Origin of the sequence: uncultured Roseivirga sp., from assembly GCF_963973945.1 — a bacterium.
In the GTDB taxonomy this organism is placed as follows: domain Bacteria; phylum Bacteroidota; class Bacteroidia; order Cytophagales; family Cyclobacteriaceae; genus Roseivirga.
This window is the reverse complement of sequence record NZ_CAXBBV010000006.1, coordinates 162,588-185,188: the sequence shown is the minus strand read 5'-3', so window position 1 is coordinate 185,188 and position 22,601 is coordinate 162,588. Positions and strand designations below refer to the sequence as shown.

The window sequence follows — 22,601 nt, the reverse complement described above, 5'->3', positions numbered from 1 at the left end:
GGGAGTTTTAACAACTCCCCTGCATTATATTAAAATGAAAGTTTAACTCTACCTACGTCTTCAATTCTCTTTTCAGCCAATAGCATAGCTGCTTTTTGAGAAGGAATTCCGTCTTGATCAGCTTTCGCCAAAATATTAGTACATGTATCGTAAATCTTCTCGGTCCACATATAGGCCAAGTCTTTACTGTACGAACCTCTAAGCTCGCCAGTTATGTTTATAATACCACCAGCATTAATCACAAAATCTGGCGCGTAAACTATACCTTTCTCAATCAACATGTTACCATGCCTGGCTTCATCTTTCAACTGATTGTTAGCTGCTCCAGCGATTACTGAGCACTTCAGTTTAGAAATTGTATCGTCATTAATGGTGGCTCCCATAGCACATGGCGCATAAATATCTACGTCTAAACCGTAAATCTCATCCATTCCAACTACAGTAGCACCTGTTTTCTCAGAAACCATTTTCAACCTATCTTGGTTAATGTCAGTCATGAAAACTTGAGCACCTTCTTTTGTCAAATGCTCTACTAAGTACATTCCTACTTGACCAACACCCTGAACAGATATTTTCTTGCCAGCAAGCGAATCAGAACCATATGCCTTTTTAGCCGCAGACTTCATTCCTACATAAACACCATAAGCAGTTACAGGAGAAGGGTCTCCACTGCCACCCATTTCTACTGGCAAACCAGTTACATGTTTTGTTTCCATACCGATATGTTCCATATCGCTGGTTTTCATATTCATGTCTTCAGCAGTAATGTATTTACCCTTAAGGCTATCTACAAATTTACCGAACCTGCGAAGAAAGGCTTCATTCTTTAATTTGGCAGGATCACCGATAATTACCGCCTTTCCACCACCTAAATTAAGCCCAGATATGGCCGCCTTGTAGGTCATTCCTCTTGAAAGTCTTAATACATCTATGGCTGCCTCTTCCTCAGTTGCATAGTTCCACATTCTAGTTCCACCCAAAGCAGGGCCTAAAACTGTGTTATGAATACCTATGATTGCTTTTAAACCTGTTGGTTCATCGTGGCAAAAAACCACTTGTTCGTGGCCCAGCTTGGCAGCTTGTTCAAAAATTGAGATGCTTCCCACTTTTTCTGTTCCGTTTACCTCTACCATTGTTGTCAAATTGTAGTTTAAGTTATATTTGCCACATCCTTCGCTGATTTGGCCTTTTCTACTGGTGGGCAAAAGTAAGCGAAAAGTTGAAGAATTCTAAAGAATAACTGACGACAGGCAACCTTATTGTAACCTGTTCTGTTAAGCAAAACGTGAAAGAACTTAGTCATCTAAATAAATACTTACTTAAGTATAAGCTCCTCCTCATATTAGGAATTATATTTTTGATCGTTTCAAACTACTTTGCCATTTGGCCGGCCAAAGTAGTTCGTTATGCAATCGACTATGTAACAGAGAGTTTTGCTTTGTATCATGTTTTTGAAGGGGGCAGCTTAAGTGGCTCGCTTTTTAGTAAGTTAGAAGTTGGAGTTGTAATTCTCGGAATCATAATTCTTGTGATGGCTTTACTTAGAGGTTTCTTTCTCTTCTTGGTTCGGCAAACCATTATTGTAATGTCTAGAAAAATTGAATACGACTTGAAAAATGAAGTCTATGTTCAATACCAAAACCTTCCGCTTAGCTTTTACAGAAAAAACAATACTGGTGACTTAATGAACCGAATCTCGGAAGATGTAAGCCGTGTAAGAATGTATTTGGGGCCTGGCATTATGTATGGTATTAACCTGCTCGTGCTTTTTCCGATGGTAATTTACGAAATGCTGAAAGTGAATGCAGAACTCACTTTTTATGCACTTCTTCCACTTCCTTTACTTTCTGTAAGCATTTACTTCGTGAATAATGTGATCAACAAGCGATCAGAAGAAATTCAGCAGAGCCTTTCGAGTATGTCTACCTTTACGCAAGAGGCATTCTCTGGAATACGTGTAATCAAGGCTTTTGTACGCGAGAAGGATTCCGTTAAAAACTTCTTGAAAGAAAGCGAAAATTATAAGCACAAATCGCTTCGTCTGGTTTTCGTAAACTCTCTTTTCCACCCTTTGATTATGGCTTTGATTGGCCTGAGCGTTATCCTTACCATTTATGTAGGCGGTAATCAGGTTATCGATGGAAAGATCAGTTATGGTAATATTGCCGAGTTTGTGATTTATGTAAACATGCTCACTTGGCCAGTAACTGCCTTGGGTTGGATCACCAGTATTATCCAAATGGCCGCTGCTTCGCAAAAGAGAATCAATGAATTCTTGAAAGAGAAAAACGACATTGTTTCTGAAAAGAACTTAGATGTAGAGTTGAATGGGAATATCAAGTTTGAAAATGTAAGTTTTACCTATCCAGATTCTGGCACAAAGGCCTTGAAGAATATAAGCTTTGAGGTTAAAGCTGGAGAGTCGATTGCCATTATTGGTACTACGGGCTCAGGCAAAAGCACCATCGCCAATTTGATTGGAAGAATGTATGATGCCACGAATGGCGAAATATCCATTGACGGACGAAGCATTAAAGATTATCGCCTTTCGAAATTAAGGTCTCAAACGGGCTATGTTCCGCAAGATGTTTTCCTTTTTAGCGATTCTATTGGAAGTAATATTGCTTTTGGAGCTGACGGTATTTCTAAAGATGAGATCATTCAGGCTGCTAAAGATGCTGATTTGTATGAAAACATCATGGATTTTCCGAAAGGGTTTGAAACCATGCTGGGCGAACGTGGAATAACGCTCTCTGGCGGACAAAAACAAAGAGCTTCTATTGCGCGTGCCATTGTGCGAAACCCTAAAATCTTGATTATGGATGATGCGCTTTCGGCTGTGGATACCAATACCGAAAACACTATTCTTAATAGCCTTCAGCGGATTATGAAAGGCAGAACTTCTGTCATTATTTCCCACCGTGTTTCTTCGGCCAAACTGGCCGATAAAATCATTGTATTAGACGATGGTGAAATTATTGAGCAAGGCACCAACGAATCTTTACTCGCTAAAAACGGGGTATACAAAGAGCTTTACGATAAGCAGTTACAGCAAGAAGAGGTTGATTAAATTAAGTCTTAAACAAGCTTAATTCTTCACGGGCATATCAATTACCATTTCCGTTTCAGAAAGGTATTTTTCAATTGTAAATGATTGAGGTATCAAGCCAGTTTCTTCTGCTTTTTCTTTCAATTTCGCCTCAATGGTTTCTGGCCCAGGAATTACCGCATTACTGGCCTGAATCGTTGCACGAATTGTTTTCTGTGCAGGCACTTTTACCAAAGTATAACCAGCAGGCAAGTCAACTGTGTCGGCTGCGTTATTGAGTAAAACCCCAATAAAAAGTTTGATTTCCTTTTTCGCTAGAGTAGTATCGTTGTAATGTAGAATGGTTAATTCACCATCAATAGTACCAGTAATGGCAAAATCTTTGGCTTCAAAAAAGTAATCTTCAATCTCTTTGGCGTCTGCTTTTCCTTGGAACATTCTACCGAGCACATGATAGTCATTCACATTTTCAACTGTATATTCAACTGAATTCAGCCCGCCCAAATACACATAAAACGCACCGCCACCAATCACCAAGATGGCCAGAGCAATAAAAAAATACTTTCTCATACTTATACTGTTGTTACTTCTTTGTACTGCATTTTATACAAGTTGGCATAGAATCCACCTTTGTCTAAAAGTTCTTGGTGGCTACCAACTTCCTTGATTTCACCTTTATCAAGCACGATTATTTTATCCGCATTCTGAATGGTCGAAAGTCTGTGAGCAATTACAATGGCTGTTCTTCCTGTCATCAGTTTTTCAATCGCATGCTGAATCATTTCTTCCGTTTCTGAATCTACAGAAGAAGTGGCTTCATCCAGCACTATGATTTGCGGATCGTACACCATGGCACGTACAAAAGAAATCAATTGGCGCTGCCCTACCGAAAGTGTTGCACCACGTTCCATTACATTATAATCGTAGCCGCCTGGCAGTCGTTCAATAAACTTCTTTGCCCCTACTAGTGCTGCTGCTTCCTGAATTTTCTCATCAGAGATATCAGGATTACCCATGGTAATGTTATAGCGAATGGTATCTGAAAACAAGAAAACATCTTGCAAAACCACCCCTATTTTTTCACGCAAAGCAGAAAGGTCATATTCTTTCAAATCATGCCCATCAATTTCAATGGTGCCTTTATTGATTTCATAAAAGCGGCTTAAGAGATTGATGACGGAAGATTTTCCTGCTCCTGTTGCTCCCACCAAAGCAATGGTTTCTCCTTCTTTAACTTCGAAAGAAATATCTTTTAGTACGTATTCTTCATCATTATAAGCAAACCAAACGTTTTTGAATTTTACATCTCCTTTGAATTTTTCAGGCATATAAGTGCCTTCATCGGCAATGTTCTCATTGCTATCTAAAAGTGTGAAAATCCGGTTGGAACTTACAATTCCCATTTGCAGGGTGTTAAACCTATCTGCAATCATCCTTATTGGGCGGAAGAACATTTGAAGGTACATAATGAAAGAAATGATAAGGCCAGGCCCAATGCCAGAGTCATTCAAAATACCCCTTGCACCGTACCAAACCACCATACCAATGGCCGCTGCTTGAATAATTTCTGCCACGGGAAAATAGATAGCATAATAAAGTACCGACTTAATATGTGCCTTTTCATGCTCTTTATTAATCTTTTTGAATTTATCGTATTCGCGTTCTTCAGCATTAAAAATCTGAACAATGTTCATTCCCGTTACATGCTCTTGCACATAAGAATTTAGGTTAGAAACTGCGTTCCGAACATCGTTAAAAGTGACTTTTATTTTCTCTTTGAAAATGTAGGTACTGAAAATAAGCAGCGGCAAAGTGGCTAAGCTGATCAGCGTTAATCGCCAATCGAGGTAGAACATAAAACCCATGATGAAAACGAGTTGAAGCAGATCGCCAATCAAGGCTGCAATGCCTTCGCTAAATACATTTGAAAGTGTTTCAATATCCGAAACATTTCGAGTTACCAACCTTCCAATCGGAGTTTTATCAAAAAACTTCAGCTTCAGTTTTAGAAGGTGCTCGTAAAGTTTTATGCGTATGTCTTTAATAATGGTTTGCCCCACCCAGCCCGAAAGATAGGTATGGGCGTATTGCACAATGGCCAAAACAACCAGATGGATGACCAAAATAATCAACATGGTCATTAGGCCAGCGTAATCCCCTTGTGGAACATAGGAATCAATAGAAAGCTGCACAATATATGGCCTGATGGGCACCAATACAGCGAGCAAAACGGTAAGAAATACGAGTAAATAAAATTGCTTGAGATAAGGCTTAGCGAAGCGGAAAAGTCGCTTAAGCACTTTAAAATCAACAATATTACCGCTTTTAACTTGTTCTTTTTCCAAAGGATTAGTTGCTATATAGAGAACTAGGATACGTAACTTTCGACAAAAACAGGCCCTTTGGTGGAGCTGCATCACCCGCGGCAGTTCGATCTTTTTGCTCTATAATTTTTTTAAAATCTTCTACTGTTATTTTTTCGAGGCCTACTTCGAGCAAAGTACCGACCAAGGCCCGCACCATACCCCTAAGAAACCTGTTGGCAGTAACGTGAAAGACCAAAGAATCGTTCTCGATTTGCCATTCCGCTCTGGTTATGTTACAAATAAAGTTATTCACATCGGTTTTTACTTTGCTAAAGCTTTCAAAATCTTGAACTCCCAATAACTTGGAGGCCGCTTGGTTCATTAAATCTATATTCAATGGTTTGGGAAAGTAATAACTAAGCTCTTGTAAAAAAGGATTCTTGTTCTGGTTTACATAGTATTCATAAGCCCGTTCAGTGGCATTAAACCTTGCATGCGCATCGGGTTTGACTTCCACAATACTGTTAATCACAATATCGCGAGCAAAAAAACGATTCAGTCTAAATTTCAATTGCTCAACATCTATTGCTTCTTTGGTATCGAAATGAGCAATTTGCTGTTTAGCATGCACACCAGCATCTGTCCTTCCACTTGCCATAATGGGGGTTTGAACTCCTAATAATCTGAAAAGCGCATTCTCAATCTCGGCCTGAAGCGTATGAGCATTCTTTTGGATTTGCCAACCATGGTAGCTGGTCCCTTTGTAGCTGATGTCGATAAAGTAGCGCACAATAATTAGAAGTTAGTAAATAGACAATAGATATTAGACATTAGATTGTAGATGATAGATCATGAAATTATACGGCTTGGGAAGATTTTGATTTTACCACAGTTCTAACCACTATATTCTATCTACTAATTTTATTTACTAACATTTCTCATAAATAATTGCCGCTCCTTGGCCTACGCCAATACACATGGTTACTAAGCCGTATTTTATATTTTCACGTTTCTGCATTTCGTGTAGCAAAGTAGCCGAAATACGAGTTCCACTTCCGCCCAGTGGGTGACCGATAGCAATTGATCCACCGTTTACATTCACAATATCAGGATTCAATCCGAGTTCTTGAACACAAGGAATGGCTTGTGCTGCAAATGCTTCATTTACCTCGGCCAAATCAATATCGTTTGCAGTAAGCCCCGCTCTTTTTAATGCTTTTTGAGTAGCCGGAATTGGCCCTACACCCATGCAGTCAGGAGAAACACCTGCAATGGCCATAGAAACTACTCGCGCCATTGGTTTTAAATTGAATTGCTTTAAAGTAGCTTCATTCACAATTAAACTTGCGGCAGCTCCATCATTAATTCCTGAAGAATTACCCGCTGTAACAGAGCCTCCTTTTCTAAAAGCTGGCGCCAAAGTACGTAGTTTTTCTACAGAAGAAAGTCTAGGATGTTCATCTTTATCAAAGATGATAGCATCACCTTTTCGTTGTGGAATTTCTACTGGTGCTAATTCATTTTTAAATTTTCCAGCCTCATGAGCCGCTTGATATTTCAACTGTGTATGGTGCGCAAATTCATCTTGTGCTTCACGACTCACTTTCCATTTTTCGGCTACGTTTTCGGCTGTTTCGCCCATGCCGTATGGATAGTGTAACTCTGAAAGATTGGGGTTAATGAATCTCCAGCCAATTGTAGTATCATACATTTCGGTAGCCCTACCAAATGCGGTTTCAGATTTGCCCAAAACGAAAGGAGCGCGCGTCATACTTTCTACACCGCCAGCGATATACGCACCCGCTTCGCCCAACATTAAAGCACGCGAGGCATCCATAATTGACTGAAGTCCAGAAGCGCATAGACGGTTTACGGTAACTCCACCTGTTTCAATAGGTAAGCCAGCCAAAAGCAGCGCCATTCTTGCCACGTTACGGTTGTCTTCTCCAGCTTGATTAGCTGCTCCAAAAATCACATCCTCCACAAATTTAGGATCGAAAGAAGGGTTTCGTGCCATCAAAGCTTTAATGACATGAGCCGCTAAATCATCAGGGCGAACAGATGCCAATGTGCCTCCGAATTTTCCTACTGGGGTTCTTACGATATCAACGATATAAGCAGTTTCCATAAACAAATTTGGGTTTGTGATTTTCGAGACACGAATTTAACTCAAATTAAATAGCAAGGAAAAGATTTACCAGAATAGACAAATCAACTACATTCTTTTAGATGAAGATCATTAGCTGAGTTCTTCATGAATTAAATGGCTTCCAACTCAAAGTGATTTGGTTATATTTGCAGCATAATTCAAAAAAGACATGATACAGCGAATTCAGAGCATTCTTTTATTAGGCGTTTCTATTTGTATGGGTATGGTTTTGGCCTTCTACATTTGGAGCGAAGTAAACCCAGAAACTTCGACAGGAATTTTATTCTCACCTATGGAAATGAAGGTGATTGACATGGGAGAAATGCCTCAAGATTCTTCTGACGATGTAATCACGCAAACTGAAAGTACTTGGTATTTAGCAGCATTGGCTGTTGCGGCTTCTTTAGTGTCTTTGTTTTCTATTTTCCAGTTCAAGAACAGATTAAACCAGATGAAATTGGGCGCACTTAACTCACTTTTGATGGTTAGTTATTTGGGCGTATGCTTTTTTAAGGTAAACCAATTTGAAGAAATAGTAATGCCTCAAGTACAGGGTGGTTTTCATTTGGGCTTTATGCTACCCGCTGGCGCTTTGATCTTAAATGCCATTGCCAACCGCTTTATTCGCAAAGACGAGAAACTGGTAAAGTCGGTAGATAGGATTAGGTAATCCACTTTGGAATAAAAAAACACCTCTCTCATAATGAGAGAGGTGCCAAATGCTAGTTAAAATGCTAAAATTAACCTAGTTATCAAATGCCCAAGTATTCTTATCTAGTAACTCACCACCTTGATTTGCAATTGCAGCGTTTACATTCACACTGTTAGTGGTCTTTTCACCTCCTGGATACACCCATCTTCTTGGAACTACTCCAGATGGGTTCAAGCCACTCGTTCCTGTTGCTGGAGGTGTTAATGCAGGATAACCTGTTCTTCTATAGTTTGTCCAAACAGTTTGCTCCTGATGCGCATATAAAGTATAGTATGCTTCTCCGATAATTACCCTCAATTTATCTTGTTGAGTTGCTGCCAATGCCAAGTTCGCATATGTTGCTTTATAAGCAGTTACTTCTGCTGCTTCAGACGCACCTACTCCAATTTGAGCCATACTAGCATCAACAGCAGCACTTAGTGCAGTTTGAGCTCCTGGTTCATCACTTGTCATCAGGCGTGCTTCTGCCTCGTAAAGCTTAAGCTCCGCAAAAGACAAAAATGGAATAGCAGAGTTATTCTGAGCCCATATTAGCTTTGTATTATTCGAGTTATGGAAATCATACTGACTTCCTTGTAAATCAAAATATCTTGATCTACGTGGATCAACTCTATTGGTTAATGCTTCACCAAACCTTGAATCAATTTTCAATGTGTTAGATCTTTCTAAACCAAACTTAGCTAAAGGGTTTGCAGCAGTGATTGCAGATTGCCATTGGAAAACAGGCTCTTCAGCTTGACTTACAAAAGAAGCACTCACTTCAGTTAACACTTGTGCATAAACACTTCTTCTTTTTGTTAGATGCATTAAATAGCGAGCTTTTAAACCATGCGCCAGTTTAATCCACTTTGAAGCATTACCTCCAAAAAGAAGATCGTCACTTGCTGGACCACCAGCAACTGCCGGCTTAGAAAGTTCAATAATCGCCTCATCAAGGATTCTTAGAACTCCGTCATAAACATCCTCCTGCTTATCAAATACTGGTTTGATTGACTCGGTTCCTTTCAATGCGTCAGAAAATGGAATATCTCCAAAAGAAGAAGTTAGTCTCCCAAATTCCTCAGCCATTAAGACTTTACCAATCCCTACATAATAAGGCTGACCTTCTTCTGTACCTTGTTGGATTAAATCGCGTGCATCTTTTAAAACACCTCCATAGGCTCCTCCATTCCAATAGTTATTGAAGGTATTCTCCTCGAAAAGGTAGTTTTCAGAATAACCCAATTGCTGTGCATCAATTCCAGCAAAATGCTGAACAATGATTCCTGGCTGCCTGGCTGGCAATGCCATTTGGTTAAAAGCGCTTTGCCCAATTGCTGTTGGCAATATCAAACTCAACTCAACATTTAAGGGTCTTGAAGGGTCTATATTAGATTCTTCTAAATCACAAGAGTGCAAAATCAAGCTCAATGCTAAAACCGAAAAGAATATTTTCTTATAAAATTTCATATCTGTATCGTTTTAAGAATTAAAATGTGATGCTAATAGTAAGTGCATAACTTCTAGTGTTTGGCATGTTGAAGTAATCTAAGCCAATACCGTTTGAGGCACCTGTCAAATTAGTCTCTGGATCAACTCCTGGGTAATCAGTACTTAACCATAGGTTACGACCTGTAAGTTGAACTCGAGCATTAGTGATTTTCAAAGAGCTAATCAAGCTTTGTGGTAGACTGTACCCCAATGTAAGCTCTCTCAAACGCACCCAACTTCCATCATATACACTTTGCTCTGTTGTTCCACCAAATCCATATCTCTGGAAGTAATTGGCAGATGTTGGAAGAGAAGTGTCATAGTAAGGTACTTCTCTAGTATTGACAGATCCGTCTGCAAGCACACCGTCAAACACCACGGTCTGATCTCTCAAATCTCCAGACAATTTAGAGGTACCGAAGTAATTCATAATACCACATGTTCCACACCATACATCACCGCCTTGACGGATATCAATTAGCGCAGAAAGAGATAGGTTTTTATATGACCAAGTGTTTCTAATACCAGCAATCCAATCTGGGTTAGGGTCTCCATAAACGCCTTCCTTAGGGTCTAAGATAGGGTAGCCATTAGCTCCTATTAATAGTTTCCCGTTGTCATGCTTCAAAAGTCCATTTCCATATATAGCACCATAAGGCTGTCCTACAACAACACGTGAAGAAGTTGAAGTAAATCCAGCCAAAGTAATTGACTCAATTCCTTCTGCTAATTCTTTCACTATGGTTTCAGACTTGGTAAAGTTGGCATCAAGATTCCAAGTGAAATCAGACTTGTTCAAAATTTTGAATCCTGCTTCAATCTCCCATCCTTCATTGCTAATTACACCTGCGTTTTGAACAAGGCTAGTGTACCCAGATGAAGCCGGAACCTGTACAGAAACAATTTGATCAACAGTTTCTGCATTGTAATAGGTAACATCAAATGATACGATACCTTTGAAGAGCTCTGCTTCTAAACCAAGCTCTAAAGTTGCAGTAGACTCAGGTTTTAACTTATTGTTACCTAATTGAGTAGAACGTTCAAAAGCGTTTAATCCAAAAGCAGGAAAGCCAGTGCCTCCAATAAATCCATCTCCTCCGTTACCGGCAGAGTTAAAATAACTTGAAGTAGCATAAAGAGGAGCATCGTTACCTACCTCGCCCCAAGAAGCTCTAAGCTTTGAATAAGATAACCAAGAGTTACTCAGGTCAAAAGTTTCCGTAAAGGCCCAACCTAAACTTATTGCTTGGTAGAAGAAAGAGTTATCTCCTGCTGGCAAAGTAGATGACCAGTCGTTACGACCAGAGTAATTTAAAAACACTTGATCTCTCCAACCCACGTTAATATTTCCATAAAGCCCTGAGAGACGTCTTTCTGAAATACCTTCAAAAGCAGTTATATCAGTAGCATTCGCAATATTATAATAATTAGGAGCCGCTAAAGTAGTACCAGCTGCACCTTTGGTTTTGAACAAGCTTTTGTAATAGTTAAAACCGAAAGTACCTGATGTTTTCCAATCCTCGTTAAACGATTTATTAAGAGTTAGTATAACATCATGATTTATGTTGGATGACGTACGCGTTTCTTGGTTTACGCTTCCTAAATTCCTTACTGCTCCATTAAACGATTTATTGATATCAAGGGCATAGAGTCTTTCATCAGTAAATTGATCGAGACCTACTTTATACATTATTGATGCCCAATCTGCTAACTTATATGTAGCATTTACATTACCAATAATACGATTCACCTCATCATTAAAAGGATTCTTATTTGCTGCCCAATATGGGTTATCGTAAATACCTGCTCTGTAAGAGCGTTGACTTCCATCTGGCAAAATGTATGAAGCTGGGTCATCAGCTGCATCCTGTCCTTTTTTTCCATTTCCTAAATCGAATGTTGGGGTATTGCGAAGAAGCCCAAGCATTACACCTGACACGTTCGACCCTCTTTGTATTCTACTTCCTCCAGAATTAATGTATGACCCTGAAGCTCCAACGGAAAGTTTCTCGTCTAACTTCATATTTAAGTTCATTCTGAAAGTTGTCCTTTCAAAATCAGCATTCGGTACCACCCCTTGCTGATAAAGGTTTCCTCCTGAGAAGAAATACTTTACATTCTCAGTTCCACCTTCAATTGAGATGTTATTATCAACTGTATATCCCTTTCTGAAAAAATCAAGTTGATCGTAAGCTCTAGCAGGCACTCCATTCCCTGTTCCTTTAGGTACTAATCTACCACCTTTATCGAAAGCATAATCACTACCATCAAACTCAAGGTCTGAAATCCTAGGACCCCAACTATTTCCTTCAAAAGTATGCGGGCCTCTCCACTCTAGGCCATAAACTCCACCTCTACTAACCGTGGCTCCCTGTGCCCATTCTGTTTGAAGCTCTGGAAATTTATTGATCTCATCCACCGTAACACTCGTGCTAAACTTAATTCTAGGCTTACCAAGCTCTCCTGATTTAGTGGTAATAATTATGGCTCCGTTCGCTGCTCTAATTCCGTATAGAGCAGTAGCCGCAGGCCCTTTCAATACTGTCATTGCAGCAATATCGTTAGGGTTCAAATCCACAGCTCTATTGGAGTTATCTACCCCACCTACTCCATTTCCAGATGAACTATTGTCAATAGGCACACCATCTACAACAAATAAAGGGCTGTTATTTCCTCCAATAGAAGTATTTCCTCTAATTCTAATATTGGCAGAGGCTCCTGGAGACCCAGATGAACTCACAACAGAAACACCAGCAACCTTAGAACTAAGGGCATTAACCAAATTTGTCTCCTTGGCAGCCAATATGTCATCTGGATTAACATTTTCAATGGAGTAACCTAAAGAGGCCTTATTGGTCTCGATTCCAACTGCTGTGATTACTACTTCTCCTATGTCCGTTACGGCAGGAGAGAGCTGTATGTCAATTGTATTTTGAGATCCTATTTGTACCTCACGAGTGACATACCCTAGAAATCGAAATACGAGAATACCTCCAGGCTGAGGCACAGACAGGCGATAATTTCCATCTGCATCTGTAGGAACACCAGAGGCGGTTGCTCCTTTTAAATACACCGATACCTGAGGCAGCGGCAGACCGAGTTCGTCTGTTACCTTACCAGTAACGGTTCGGTCTTGTGCTAACGCACAAAAAGACGCAAAAACGATCATGACAATCGTTAATAACATTTTTTTCATAGTTAATAGTTTAAGTTTAAAATAAATAGTTAGATGTCAATAAAGAGACACTAAGCAATATACATAAACATAATTATTATACCATATAAGCCACATTATTTAATACATGAACAGACCATTATGTCATACAATACAAACATGTTTACAATCAAGTACATCGTAAACCTTTGAATAAAAAGTTTCTAGAAAGAATCAATAAAACGTTTCTTTCATAATTTTGAAGTGCAAAAAATTAACAATTGCTCGGTAGAACTGCTATGCATTGAAACCTATATATTGAATGAAATAGGCCTAATAAACCAAATTAACAACTTGACCGAAAAACCTTTGAAGCTCGCTTTAATTCAGAAAGTGATTGCTATCAGCTTTTAGTCAATTGAAATGAGTCGAAGACTATGAATGCCGATGATGTAAATCAATAAAATATATCAAAGGAAAGCAGCCTTTCAGCAGCAGACACTCACAATGTGGCTTTGATGAATCCAATATAGTTCTCATACTATCCCATAAAATTTCTACAAGCAAGAAAGGCGCTAGTAGCATATGGTTGGCAGAGCTGTTAAGGATAGAACAAAATACGGTTTGGCTCATTAAACAAAAAGTTTTGAAAGCTATGAAAAGTAGCCAAAAACATTTCCTGAACGCTGATGTACAAATGGATAAATTTGAAATAGCAATCCCTCGTAATGAAAAACAGGGTCGTGACCATAGTGATCATAAAGTCAGGGTTATTTTCGCTGCGCAACATAGAGAGGGTAAATCGAGCAAAGCCTACATGAAAGTAATCTATGACTTTAGTAACATGCTTGAACCAAGCCTATTTTCACCAACCGCATTGACCAAAAAGTATATGTGATCACCGATGGGTGGTCTGATTACAAGATATTTACAAAAGAATACTGCAACCTTACACAGATAACCTCAAACAAAGGAAAGAACTTCTCAGTGCTAAACATACGAATCAAAAACTGGCTCAGAGATGTACACTCATAACTGTAATTGGCAGTACCTTAAAACTATATTAACAAGTACTTCTTCAGGTTCAACAGAGGAAGCGATAGCGAACCAATACTCGAGTTGCGTGCTATTACTACCTATTTCAAATAGAAATTACATGCTTACAATTAAGTGAACAACTTTTCAAAACCAAAAATATTACTGCCACCAATCTGGCTTTCCTATACTTCCTCTATTTCTACAGTCTATACAAAGGCGGTGGGCAAGAAACTTCGTGTCATTAAGTGGGTCATAATCATAGACTTCATAAAAAGCACGTTTTAACAGTTCGTCTCCCAACAAGATCTCTGGAACGCCATTGGCTTTATAAAATGAATTCAGGTCTCCTTCAAATTCTAAGACATCATATTCTTCACAAGTGCGAACTACATAGTCCATTACTTTTTCATCTAACTGAGAAGGCTCTAGAAAGACTCTCTTGCTGCTCGCTCCAGAAACCTCAAAATAACCCAATACTTTTTCGTCTGGTGAATCCATTGATAAAATATTACCCACAATTGCGCCATGCTGTTTATCGAACAATGAACCATTGGATTCATTGAATAATTCTATCTTTCGATAGTAACTATATGCCTGAACACTTATAGCCCGTTGGGTTACTTCAATAGAATATTTGGTAGTGACATCGAAGTTGGACGCTTCTGAAAAGAAGATTGGAATTTCACGTAATTCCCTATTACTGTTACTAGCAGACGAGGCCAATACCACTTCATCAAACCTACTTTCTCTATAACATTCGCTTACATCAGTATTAAAGGGATCAAGAATATAAATGGGATCTGTCATTCCACCAGGATATATAATTGTTGTCTCATATTTTTTTGGATAAGGAACTACAACCTGATGAGCATCAGTCCATTCATAACGATAAAATTGGGTGCTTTGACTGTCATCTTCCACATCGATAAAAAATTGAACCCCTGGTGTGGCAATAGCTTTTTGACCAAGTGGCTTAATTGCAAACTTATTATAAATAGCACTTACTTCTGGTGCCTGCACCAGTTTTTCAAATGATGATTGATACTTATTTCCCTCATTTGTAATGATCAAAAGAGTATAACTTCTCCCTACCTCTCCAGCAAAAGTATCTGGAGAAAGGTAAAAACCAGCTCTCTGCTCAGTAAAATCAACACGATTTCCAAGATCATCTTCTACCCAAATGGTTGCGCCAGAGGCCGCATTAGAACTACCATCCGCAGTACCATCAATAGGAGAAGTATAAGTTAAGTGTACTTCATGGGCTTTGGCCTGATCGGAAATGTTGGCATCTACCACCAATACTTTTTCAAATGTGAAAGAGGTAGTATCAATTTCCTCAATGCAGGCAATAGCGACAAACATCACTAAGCACATCAGACAAAGCTTTAATACCGTTTTGTAGTTAGCCATGCTCATTCTTCCACTCTTTAACATATTCTTTTTTCAACAATTGAAACCTGTAGAGTTATTAAGGAATAACTTTACACTGAGAAACCACTCTATGGCCACCAATCAGGCTTTCCAATACTACCCCTTCTCCTACAGTCTGCACAAAGGTGGTGAGCCAAGAATTTAACTGGCGTTCCTTCATCGATATCATAGAGCTCATATAACTCCCGTATCGGGACTATCGTAGCTTGTTCTGCATCAGAAAGATACTTAGGGTCATAAAAGAGCTCTAGTGATTTCTCATATTCTAAGACAGGGTATTTTTCACAGGGCCTAACTATGTAGTCCATCACTTTTTCATCCAAATCAAAAGGCTCTACAAAAACCCTTTTGCTACTTGCTCCAGCAACTTCAAAATAACCAAGTACTTGCTCATCAGGAGAATCGATAGATGAAATATTACCTACGATTACCCCTTGTTGTTTGTCGAACAACGAGCCGTTCGATTCATTGAACAATTCCATTTTTCGATAGTAACTAAATGCTTGAGCGCTTATTGCCCGCTGAGTCACTTCAATAGAATACATGGTGGTTACATCGAATTCAGAAGCTGCTATGAAGTTAACTGGTATTTCACTTAACCCATCGTTGATGTTATTAGCTGAGGTGGCCAAAATAAGTTCATTGAATTGGCTCTCTCTGTAGCATTCTTTAACATCTTCGTTAAAAGGAACAATTTTGAAAGTGACAGAGAATCCATATGTTGGTATGGCTTCCCACTTTTTCAGAAAAGGAACGATGATCTGATGAGCATCAGTCCATTCATAGCGGTAAAATTGCGTGCTTTGACTGTCGTCTTCAACATCGATAAAAAATTGAACCCCAGGGATAGATTCTGCAGTTTGACCAGTACTTTCAATAGCAAAGCGATTATAAATCGCACTGATTTCTGGTGCTTGTACTAGTTTTTCAAATAATGATTGATATCTCTTTCCTTCGCTTGTAGTAATAAAGAGCGCGTAACTTCTTCCTGGTTTTCCCGCGAAAGTTGTAGGAGAAGAGTAAATTCCAGCACTTTGCTCAACGAAATCAACACGACTCCCAAGGTCATCTTCTACCCAAACAGTTGCACCAGATACGGCATTGGAAATATCATCAACATCACCATCAACTGGAGCAGTATAAGTTAAGCGAACCTCGTGGGGCTTTGTCTGATCAGAGATATTGGCATCTACCACCAATAATTTTTCAAAGGTAAAAGAGGAAGTCTCTATTTCTTCAATGCAGGAATTAGTGGTAAATGCAACCAACATTAACAGCGAGAGTTTTACTAATATTTTGTTATTAACCTTTTTCATTCGTACGCTCTTCTACCTTGAATTTTTTAACAATGGAAACTGGAATTCCGTCTTCCGTGAAACCTTCAATTACCAGTTCAAAAGTTCCTTCAATATCAGAAGTATTGAACTGAATTTGTTGTGTTCCGTCCTCATTTACATTATAGTCTGGAAGCCAGAGTAGCTGAATTCTGGAGTCTGGGATTCTTAAGTCTTTCAAATGATCTGTTCCTAATTTTGATGTTGCTTCCTCAGCCGTCAGTAAATCAAAAGCCAAGTGATTGGTGTTGATTTTAAAACCTCCCAAATTGCCTTCAATGGTTTTAAAACTAAGTACTCCATCTGCAATCAAAGAGCCTAGAAAATAACGTTTGTTCGCTATATCAACATTTTTGATTCGATAAGGGCTGAATTCCAATAAATCGGGTGCATGAACAGGCACACCATCAAGTAACACAAGTGGGTCCAACTCAAAGTCAAAATTTAAATCCAAATTATAGACCAAAAAACGCTTATACCCACGTTTCTCTCTAACACCAGCCACGGGAATGTACTCTACGAAGTGTTCCTTTAGAGTTTTAAATCTTACATAGTCATCGAATTTATAATGAGCATTAAAAAAGCTCATTGTAGACAATATATCGTTTTCGATTTCTAATGAATCGATAAGAGGAGTAAAGTAGGCATTTTCTAGCTGACTGATAATACTCCTTTCTCTGATTTCTGAAAGCCGAGCAGTATCTATTATTACTGAAGAAAAATTCAGATCGTGCTGTTTCTTGAAGTTATTATTCACCTCAAATGAATATTCTTTTTCAAACTCTGGCATGGTAAGGTGCGCAGCAGTTGGCTTTCCTTTGTTAACCGTTTGATACTCCAACAAAAAACGTCCTTTATTGTCTGTTCTTGCAACAGAAATGTTCAGAACTCCTTCACCTGTTAGGCTGAGTACAACATTTTTATTTGCAACAGGGGCAGAATCACTTTCAGCTTTCAACATGCCCTCAAGCAATTGATAACGATATTCAGGTAAGAAAGAAATACTTTCTGGCAATTCCTTATTCTCTATGCGCGAAAAGCTTGATGCATATTGCAATTCAGCATAATCGAGGTTTTCTGGCAAAAAGAAGGCTTCCTTAGGAAAAACAGAATGACTTTGAGGCGACTCATCTGAATAAGATTTACGAATTGAAACACTATAATTTCCTTTAACAAGCTGCTGCTCAACTACTGCGGACGATCGGGTCTCTAATGTTGTTACCAATTCTTCTATACTCAATTTTGTATTGACTAATGGAGCCATAAACCTTAATGTTCCTTGAGCATCCTTAAAAGACACCCTTAAAACATCTTGGGGTAATTCAGCCCTTTTTACTCTAATGGGAGAAGTGCTCCGCACATCGCGCTCAAACACTATTTTTCCTTGATGCTCAATGTATAGTCTACCCGCTTTGACATCTCCGATAGGCTTCAGCTCAATTTCATTATCATTATGCAAAATATTAAGTCCTACTCCATTATCAGTAGATATTGGAAGGTCAAAAAACTGAAACCCACCCTCGGGGTTTTCAAGAAGCAATTGATAGTTTGTTTCTTTTTCAGGAATAATTTCAAAAGCCCCGATGCCATTAGTATCGCTAGATATGTCCGCTATTTGCTTTCCTCCCTCACTAATTACCCGTCCTTTCCTTGAAAGTAGTTTATCCCCCTGATGAACTTTAAAAACCACATTATTGCTAGAATTGGTAACTAAAGCACCAGAAACGATACTAAATTCCACTTCCACGTCAGTCGATACAACATCTGCATTTGTATGCCCTTTAAATGGGTTAATAAATACAAGTGGTGCTTGAGCTACATCATCGAAGTTTCGCATCCAACGAGTGTATGCCACAAGGTAATATTGACCAGTTTCCGTACTGGATGGAATAAAAAATTCTCCACTGGCCTTTCCATTTTCCAGCTGGTGTTTTCGTTGAAAAACAACTCCTCCTTCCCCTATCAATTCAACATAAAGGTATTTACTAAGGACCGAAAGTTTGTTTGTCGTATTACTTAAACAGAAAGTTGAATACTGAAGAGTTTCTCCAACAAGTAAATTGTGAGTATTAACATCGATAAACACTCGCTCTCTTACGTTTTCCGTTTGAGCAAAGGTATTTATGGTGACTACCAAAAACAGAGTGATTATAGCCAAAAATCGGTTTGCTCTTATGTGTATAATTTTCATCTCCATCAGAATTTAAAGTTGTAAGAGATGGTCGGGATTGGCGAGCCAAATACAGATAGTTTATACCCTTTTACTACCCCATCTTCTAAATCGAAGTAAAGAGAGAATGGATTTTTTCTACCAACCAGATTATAAATTGAGACAGACCAGAAAGAGTGAGCCCCTTTAGTTATTCTATGCCCCCATTTTAAGGTAAAACCCAAATCCATTCTGAAATAGTCTGGAATTCGGTACTCATTCCGGTTGGAATAGTTTAGAATTTCAACCCCGTTCAGTTTATAAAGTCCTGTAGGGAAAGTAATAGGTCGGCCAGTGCTGTAAGCAAGGTTATACGAAACGGTAAACCTTGACGTAATTTCATAGTTACTGACCAAATTGATAGTGTGTGGTTTATCATAATTGGTAGGGAAGAACTTTCCGTTATTGACCGTTTCCTCATCAAACTCTCCGCTGAGCTTAATAAATGTTCGTGCATACGAATAATTAAACCAGCCATTAAGTCGGCCTGTTGATTTCTTCAAAGACAACTCCAAACCGTATGATTTTCCAGGGCCTTGAAGCGCAATAGATTCTATTCTATCATTTAATAGAAAATCCGCCCCTGTTTTAAAGTCTAAAAGGTTATCGAGTTTCTTTCCATACAATTCAAGAGAAGTCTCAAGTTGACCATTCATGAAATCCTCATAGTAACCCACAGATATTTGATCACCTGTTTGAGGTTTTATATAGCTATTTGAAAGCCTCCATATATCGGTGGGAGATAATGAAGAACTATTAGATAGCGCATGTAGGTATTGTCTACTTTTATCATAGCTAACTTTCACTGAACGACTTTCTCCTAACATATACCTTGCGGCCAATCGTAGCTCAGGTCCTTGATAGGTTCTTATAAACTCCCCTTTTTCGTGGATTGTCTCTCCCGTTTTAGTGTCTGCATTTTTTGGGGTGTTTTCCAAATAAAGACTAGTAATCCCAGGCCCAAGATAGGTGAAGAAGCTATATCGAAGACCATAATTAAAACTCAGTTTTTTATTGATTTCATGCTTGTCTGAGAAATAAAGAGCCCCTTCAATGCCTTGCTCATGGTTTAATGCAACGGAAGCGGCAATAGACTCAGCTCCAATAGGAGATTTGGACCCTGGGTTAATATCATATCTCTTTACTTCAAGCCCAAAATTGAACTGATGAGCAGCTTGCACATCTTTGTTCACATCCAGTCTTGCACCATACTCCTTGATTTCAAAATCTTGCCTAAATGCATTCTTCACTAGTTGAGTTGATTCGAAATCGTAATTATACTTACTGTAAGTTGCTATTAATGAAGCATCCATGGTTTCATTGAATCTATGAAGCCATTTGGCCGTAGCCATTTCATTGATATACGAGAAATCTGAAAAGGAAAAAAGTGTATCAGAACTCAATCGGAAATGATCTTTACTCAAGTAAGCTGAAAGTGATAATTTATTCTCTTGATCAATTTCATGATCATATTTAACAATGAAATCGCTGAAAGATACTTTGTTACCTTTGAAATCGGAATGAGCTATACTCTGAAGGATCCAATCAGAATAAGTGATTCTTCCACTCGCTAAAAGAGAAGATTTACCTTCTATGATTGGAATTTCAGCAGTCACTCTTGATGTAATCGGTGAAACTCCCCCTTCAACAACAACTTTCTCTTTATTAGCTGTTTTGGCTGTTATTTCAAAAACAGAAGATAACCTTCCACCACGGTTGGCAGGAATACCACTTTTGAAAATATCCATACCTTGAAGTGCATCGGAGTTAAAAACCGAAAAGAAGCCCATAAAGTGAGATGCATTGTATACCGTAGCACCTTCGAATAAGAATAGGTTTTGGTCCGATTTTCCTCCTCTAACATTGAATCCTGCTGCGCCTTCACCCACTGTTTGGATACCTGCAAAGGTAGTAGCTACTTTCAAAATGTCTTTTTCGCCCAAAACTACGGGTACCGTTTTAGATTGCTCCACATTCAGTCTTTCAACACCCGTTGTCAATCGCTCAATGTTTGCTCCCCTGCTTGCTTCTACAACCACTTCATTCAAGGCGATCACGTCCACGTCCATTCCAATATTTAATTGCCCGTCTGAAAAGAGAATCAGGTTTCTTCTGGCTCGTTTCATCCCCGTAAATTGCACCTGAATTTCGTGTTTCCCATTTGTGATATTGAGGGAGTAAAAACCGTCTTTCCCTGAAGTAGTCCCTTTGTTCCCATCAGGAGTATACACAAGGGCCCCTTCTATCGGTTCACCAGTAATATTTTCTTTTATATACCCCACCAGGGTAGAAGTACCACCTGCCTTGAATTGCGCCCTACTCCCCACTTCAAAGACATAGTTTTCTAAGTCTTTGTTATTCTGTGTTTCTCCTCTTAACTCTTTGGTGAAAAGAAGCTCTTTCCCTTCTTCTACCTGCGGTTCTTCTTTTTGTTTATTGGTTTGAGCCTGCACACTAGTTATTATTTCAGGAGTAGATATAATAGTAATTCCATTCGTCAAATACACTTTCTTTCCATCAAGGTAGAACCGTATAGAAGTATTTTCAAAAAGTCTATTTACCACAGCATCTATGGGTGTTTGACTGAATGTACCTGTGAATTGCAATGAATCAATCCATTCCTGTTTATAGAAAAAAGTATAAGGCAGCTTGGCTTCGATATCTAAAATAATTATTTCTAAAGGGGCTCTTTCATAGCTTCCAGAAAAAGTTGGTTCATTTTGCTTTGCAAAGCCATTGAGACTTAAAGCCAACAGCGTAAGTACTATTGCTTTTCTCATTGGATAGAAAGGTTATCACAATACTTAGCCAAATGGATTAGAAAACTTTCCTTACCCATTCTATTTACTTCACGAGATTCTTGTGATCGCATAAACTTTTTTATTTCCTTTTTGTATGTTGGGAATTGTTTGAGATAAGACTTTTTATTCTTGATGCGCACCTTCTCATTATTAGTCAATAAAAAGAGTTCATCCGTACGTGCATAGTCAAACTCACGGTTCTGGATAACCAAACGTTTGGAGCTTTCTTTAACAAGAGAAACTTGTTCTCCTTCAAAGATTATTAGGTAATAGCCCGTAACATCATTCTTTGGTTTGAAAACCCCAACAGGTGTTCTAAACCAGTTAACTAATTTTTGATCTAGGGTAATGCTTTGTTTAGTCAAAGGGTGCGAGATGTAAGCAAGCTGCTGTTCAATATCATACTTAATCCGAATATTGTCGTAGCACTGATTATCATACATAATACTGGCTTTTATCCAATCAAGCGTGTTCTCTGTAAAAAAAGCATTCACCTTTGGTCGCTGTGAGGCTAAATTTGGAAGCACCCCAATAACTGGTTTGATATTAACTGAATCAAAATATGTACTGTACCAAGTGTTAATATCCCCTTCTAGGTTAAAATCCTTTAGACTGTATTGCTGCCCATACACCTTAATTTGAATAAGTATGAGGAGAACTATAAATGTAAGACGCTTCATAATATAAGATTAAGAAAAGCCATTATTTATTTACCTATATTTTACCATTTACACTTCGAATAATTAAATTCGAGAGTAGCAATGTTAAATATATAAAATATATAAGATCAATTGCAAGTATATTTATAAGTGCCTTACTAAGTAATTACTTACTGACATCTGCTATTCAACAATCAAGACACGGGCTCCTTGATTAACTTATGCTAGATGGGGATAGTTTTACATGATCGGCTTTATCAATTATTCACATAGTTTGAATTAATAGACA

15 protein-coding genes are annotated in these 22,601 nt (G+C 38.6%); 3 read left to right on the top strand and 12 right to left on the bottom strand.

Features of this window, described 5'->3' with window-relative positions; genetic code table 11:
* Positions 1-29 precede the first annotated feature (29 nt).
* Positions 30-1,133: a Glu/Leu/Phe/Val dehydrogenase dimerization domain-containing protein gene (locus tag AAC026_RS12070; RefSeq protein WP_339698454.1), complete on the bottom strand. Its 1,104-nt coding sequence runs from the start codon at positions 1,131-1,133 to the stop codon at positions 30-32.
* 152 nt (positions 1,134-1,285) lie between these two features.
* Between AAC026_RS12070 and AAC026_RS12065 the strand changes: the two genes are divergently transcribed.
* Complete coding sequence (locus tag AAC026_RS12065; protein ID WP_339698351.1) at positions 1,286-3,070, top strand: ABC transporter ATP-binding protein; 1,785 nt, start codon at positions 1,286-1,288, stop codon at positions 3,068-3,070.
* 18 nt (positions 3,071-3,088) lie between these two features.
* Here AAC026_RS12065 and AAC026_RS12060 read toward each other — a convergent pair whose 3' ends face one another.
* From AAC026_RS12060 to AAC026_RS12045, 4 genes are all read right to left on the bottom strand, one after another.
* Positions 3,089-3,619 carry a hypothetical protein gene (locus AAC026_RS12060; protein WP_339698348.1) on the bottom strand — a complete coding sequence of 177 codons (531 nt, stop codon included), beginning with the start codon at positions 3,617-3,619 and terminating at the stop codon, positions 3,089-3,091.
* Between the two features lie 2 nt (positions 3,620-3,621).
* Positions 3,622-5,394 (bottom strand): ABC transporter ATP-binding protein, encoded by a 1,773-nt coding sequence (locus AAC026_RS12055; RefSeq protein WP_339698345.1) that lies wholly within the window; start codon positions 5,392-5,394, stop codon positions 3,622-3,624.
* Between the two features lie 4 nt (positions 5,395-5,398).
* Positions 5,399-6,145 carry a tRNA pseudouridine(38-40) synthase TruA gene (truA, locus tag AAC026_RS12050; protein WP_339698342.1) on the bottom strand — a complete coding sequence of 249 codons (747 nt, stop codon included), beginning with the start codon at positions 6,143-6,145 and terminating at the stop codon, positions 5,399-5,401.
* Between the two features lie 138 nt (positions 6,146-6,283).
* Entirely contained in the window at positions 6,284-7,483 is a 1,200-nt protein-coding gene (locus AAC026_RS12045) for an acetyl-CoA C-acyltransferase (RefSeq protein WP_339698339.1), read from the bottom strand.
* 190 nt (positions 7,484-7,673) lie between these two features.
* Here AAC026_RS12045 and AAC026_RS12040 point away from each other — a divergent pair, with 190 nt between their 5' ends.
* Positions 7,674-8,174 carry a DUF4293 domain-containing protein gene (locus AAC026_RS12040; RefSeq protein WP_339698336.1) on the top strand — a complete coding sequence of 167 codons (501 nt, stop codon included), beginning with the start codon at positions 7,674-7,676 and terminating at the stop codon, positions 8,172-8,174.
* 75 nt (positions 8,175-8,249) lie between these two features.
* Here the strand turns inward: AAC026_RS12040 and AAC026_RS12035 are convergent, their stop codons facing one another.
* Entirely contained in the window at positions 8,250-9,665 is a 1,416-nt protein-coding gene (locus tag AAC026_RS12035; RefSeq protein ID WP_339607406.1) for a SusD/RagB family nutrient-binding outer membrane lipoprotein, read from the bottom strand.
* 19 nt (positions 9,666-9,684) lie between these two features.
* A complete protein-coding gene (locus tag AAC026_RS12030; RefSeq protein WP_339698333.1) occupies positions 9,685-12,882 on the bottom strand; it encodes a SusC/RagA family TonB-linked outer membrane protein in 3,198 nt (1,065 codons plus the stop codon).
* 547 nt (positions 12,883-13,429) lie between these two features.
* Here AAC026_RS12030 and AAC026_RS12025 point away from each other — a divergent pair.
* Complete coding sequence (locus AAC026_RS12025) at positions 13,430-13,738, top strand: hypothetical protein (protein WP_339698330.1); 309 nt, start codon at positions 13,430-13,432, stop codon at positions 13,736-13,738.
* A 299-nt stretch (positions 13,739-14,037) separates the two neighbouring features.
* On the opposite strand, the gene AAC026_RS12020 is transcribed toward AAC026_RS12025, so the two are convergent.
* From AAC026_RS12020 to AAC026_RS12000, 5 genes are all read right to left on the bottom strand, one after another.
* A complete protein-coding gene (locus AAC026_RS12020) occupies positions 14,038-15,312 on the bottom strand; it encodes a DUF4249 domain-containing protein (RefSeq protein ID WP_339698327.1) in 1,275 nt (424 codons plus the stop codon).
* Between the two features lie 65 nt (positions 15,313-15,377).
* Positions 15,378-16,625: a DUF4249 domain-containing protein gene (locus tag AAC026_RS12015; protein WP_339698324.1), complete on the bottom strand. Its 1,248-nt coding sequence runs from the start codon at positions 16,623-16,625 to the stop codon at positions 15,378-15,380.
* Positions 16,612-18,834, bottom strand: a complete 2,223-nt coding sequence (locus tag AAC026_RS12010) for a hypothetical protein (protein WP_339698321.1) — start codon at positions 18,832-18,834, stop codon at positions 16,612-16,614. Before AAC026_RS12010 ends, AAC026_RS12015 begins: the two co-directional genes overlap by 14 nt.
* Before the next feature lie 5 nt (positions 18,835-18,839).
* Positions 18,840-21,632, bottom strand: a complete 2,793-nt coding sequence (locus AAC026_RS12005) for a carboxypeptidase-like regulatory domain-containing protein (protein ID WP_339698318.1) — start codon at positions 21,630-21,632, stop codon at positions 18,840-18,842.
* On the bottom strand, positions 21,629-22,333 hold the full coding sequence (locus AAC026_RS12000) for a hypothetical protein (RefSeq protein ID WP_339698315.1): 705 nt from the start codon (positions 22,331-22,333) through the stop codon (positions 21,629-21,631). The genes AAC026_RS12005 and AAC026_RS12000 overlap by 4 nt, the downstream gene beginning before the upstream one ends.
* Positions 22,334-22,601 lie beyond the last annotated feature (268 nt).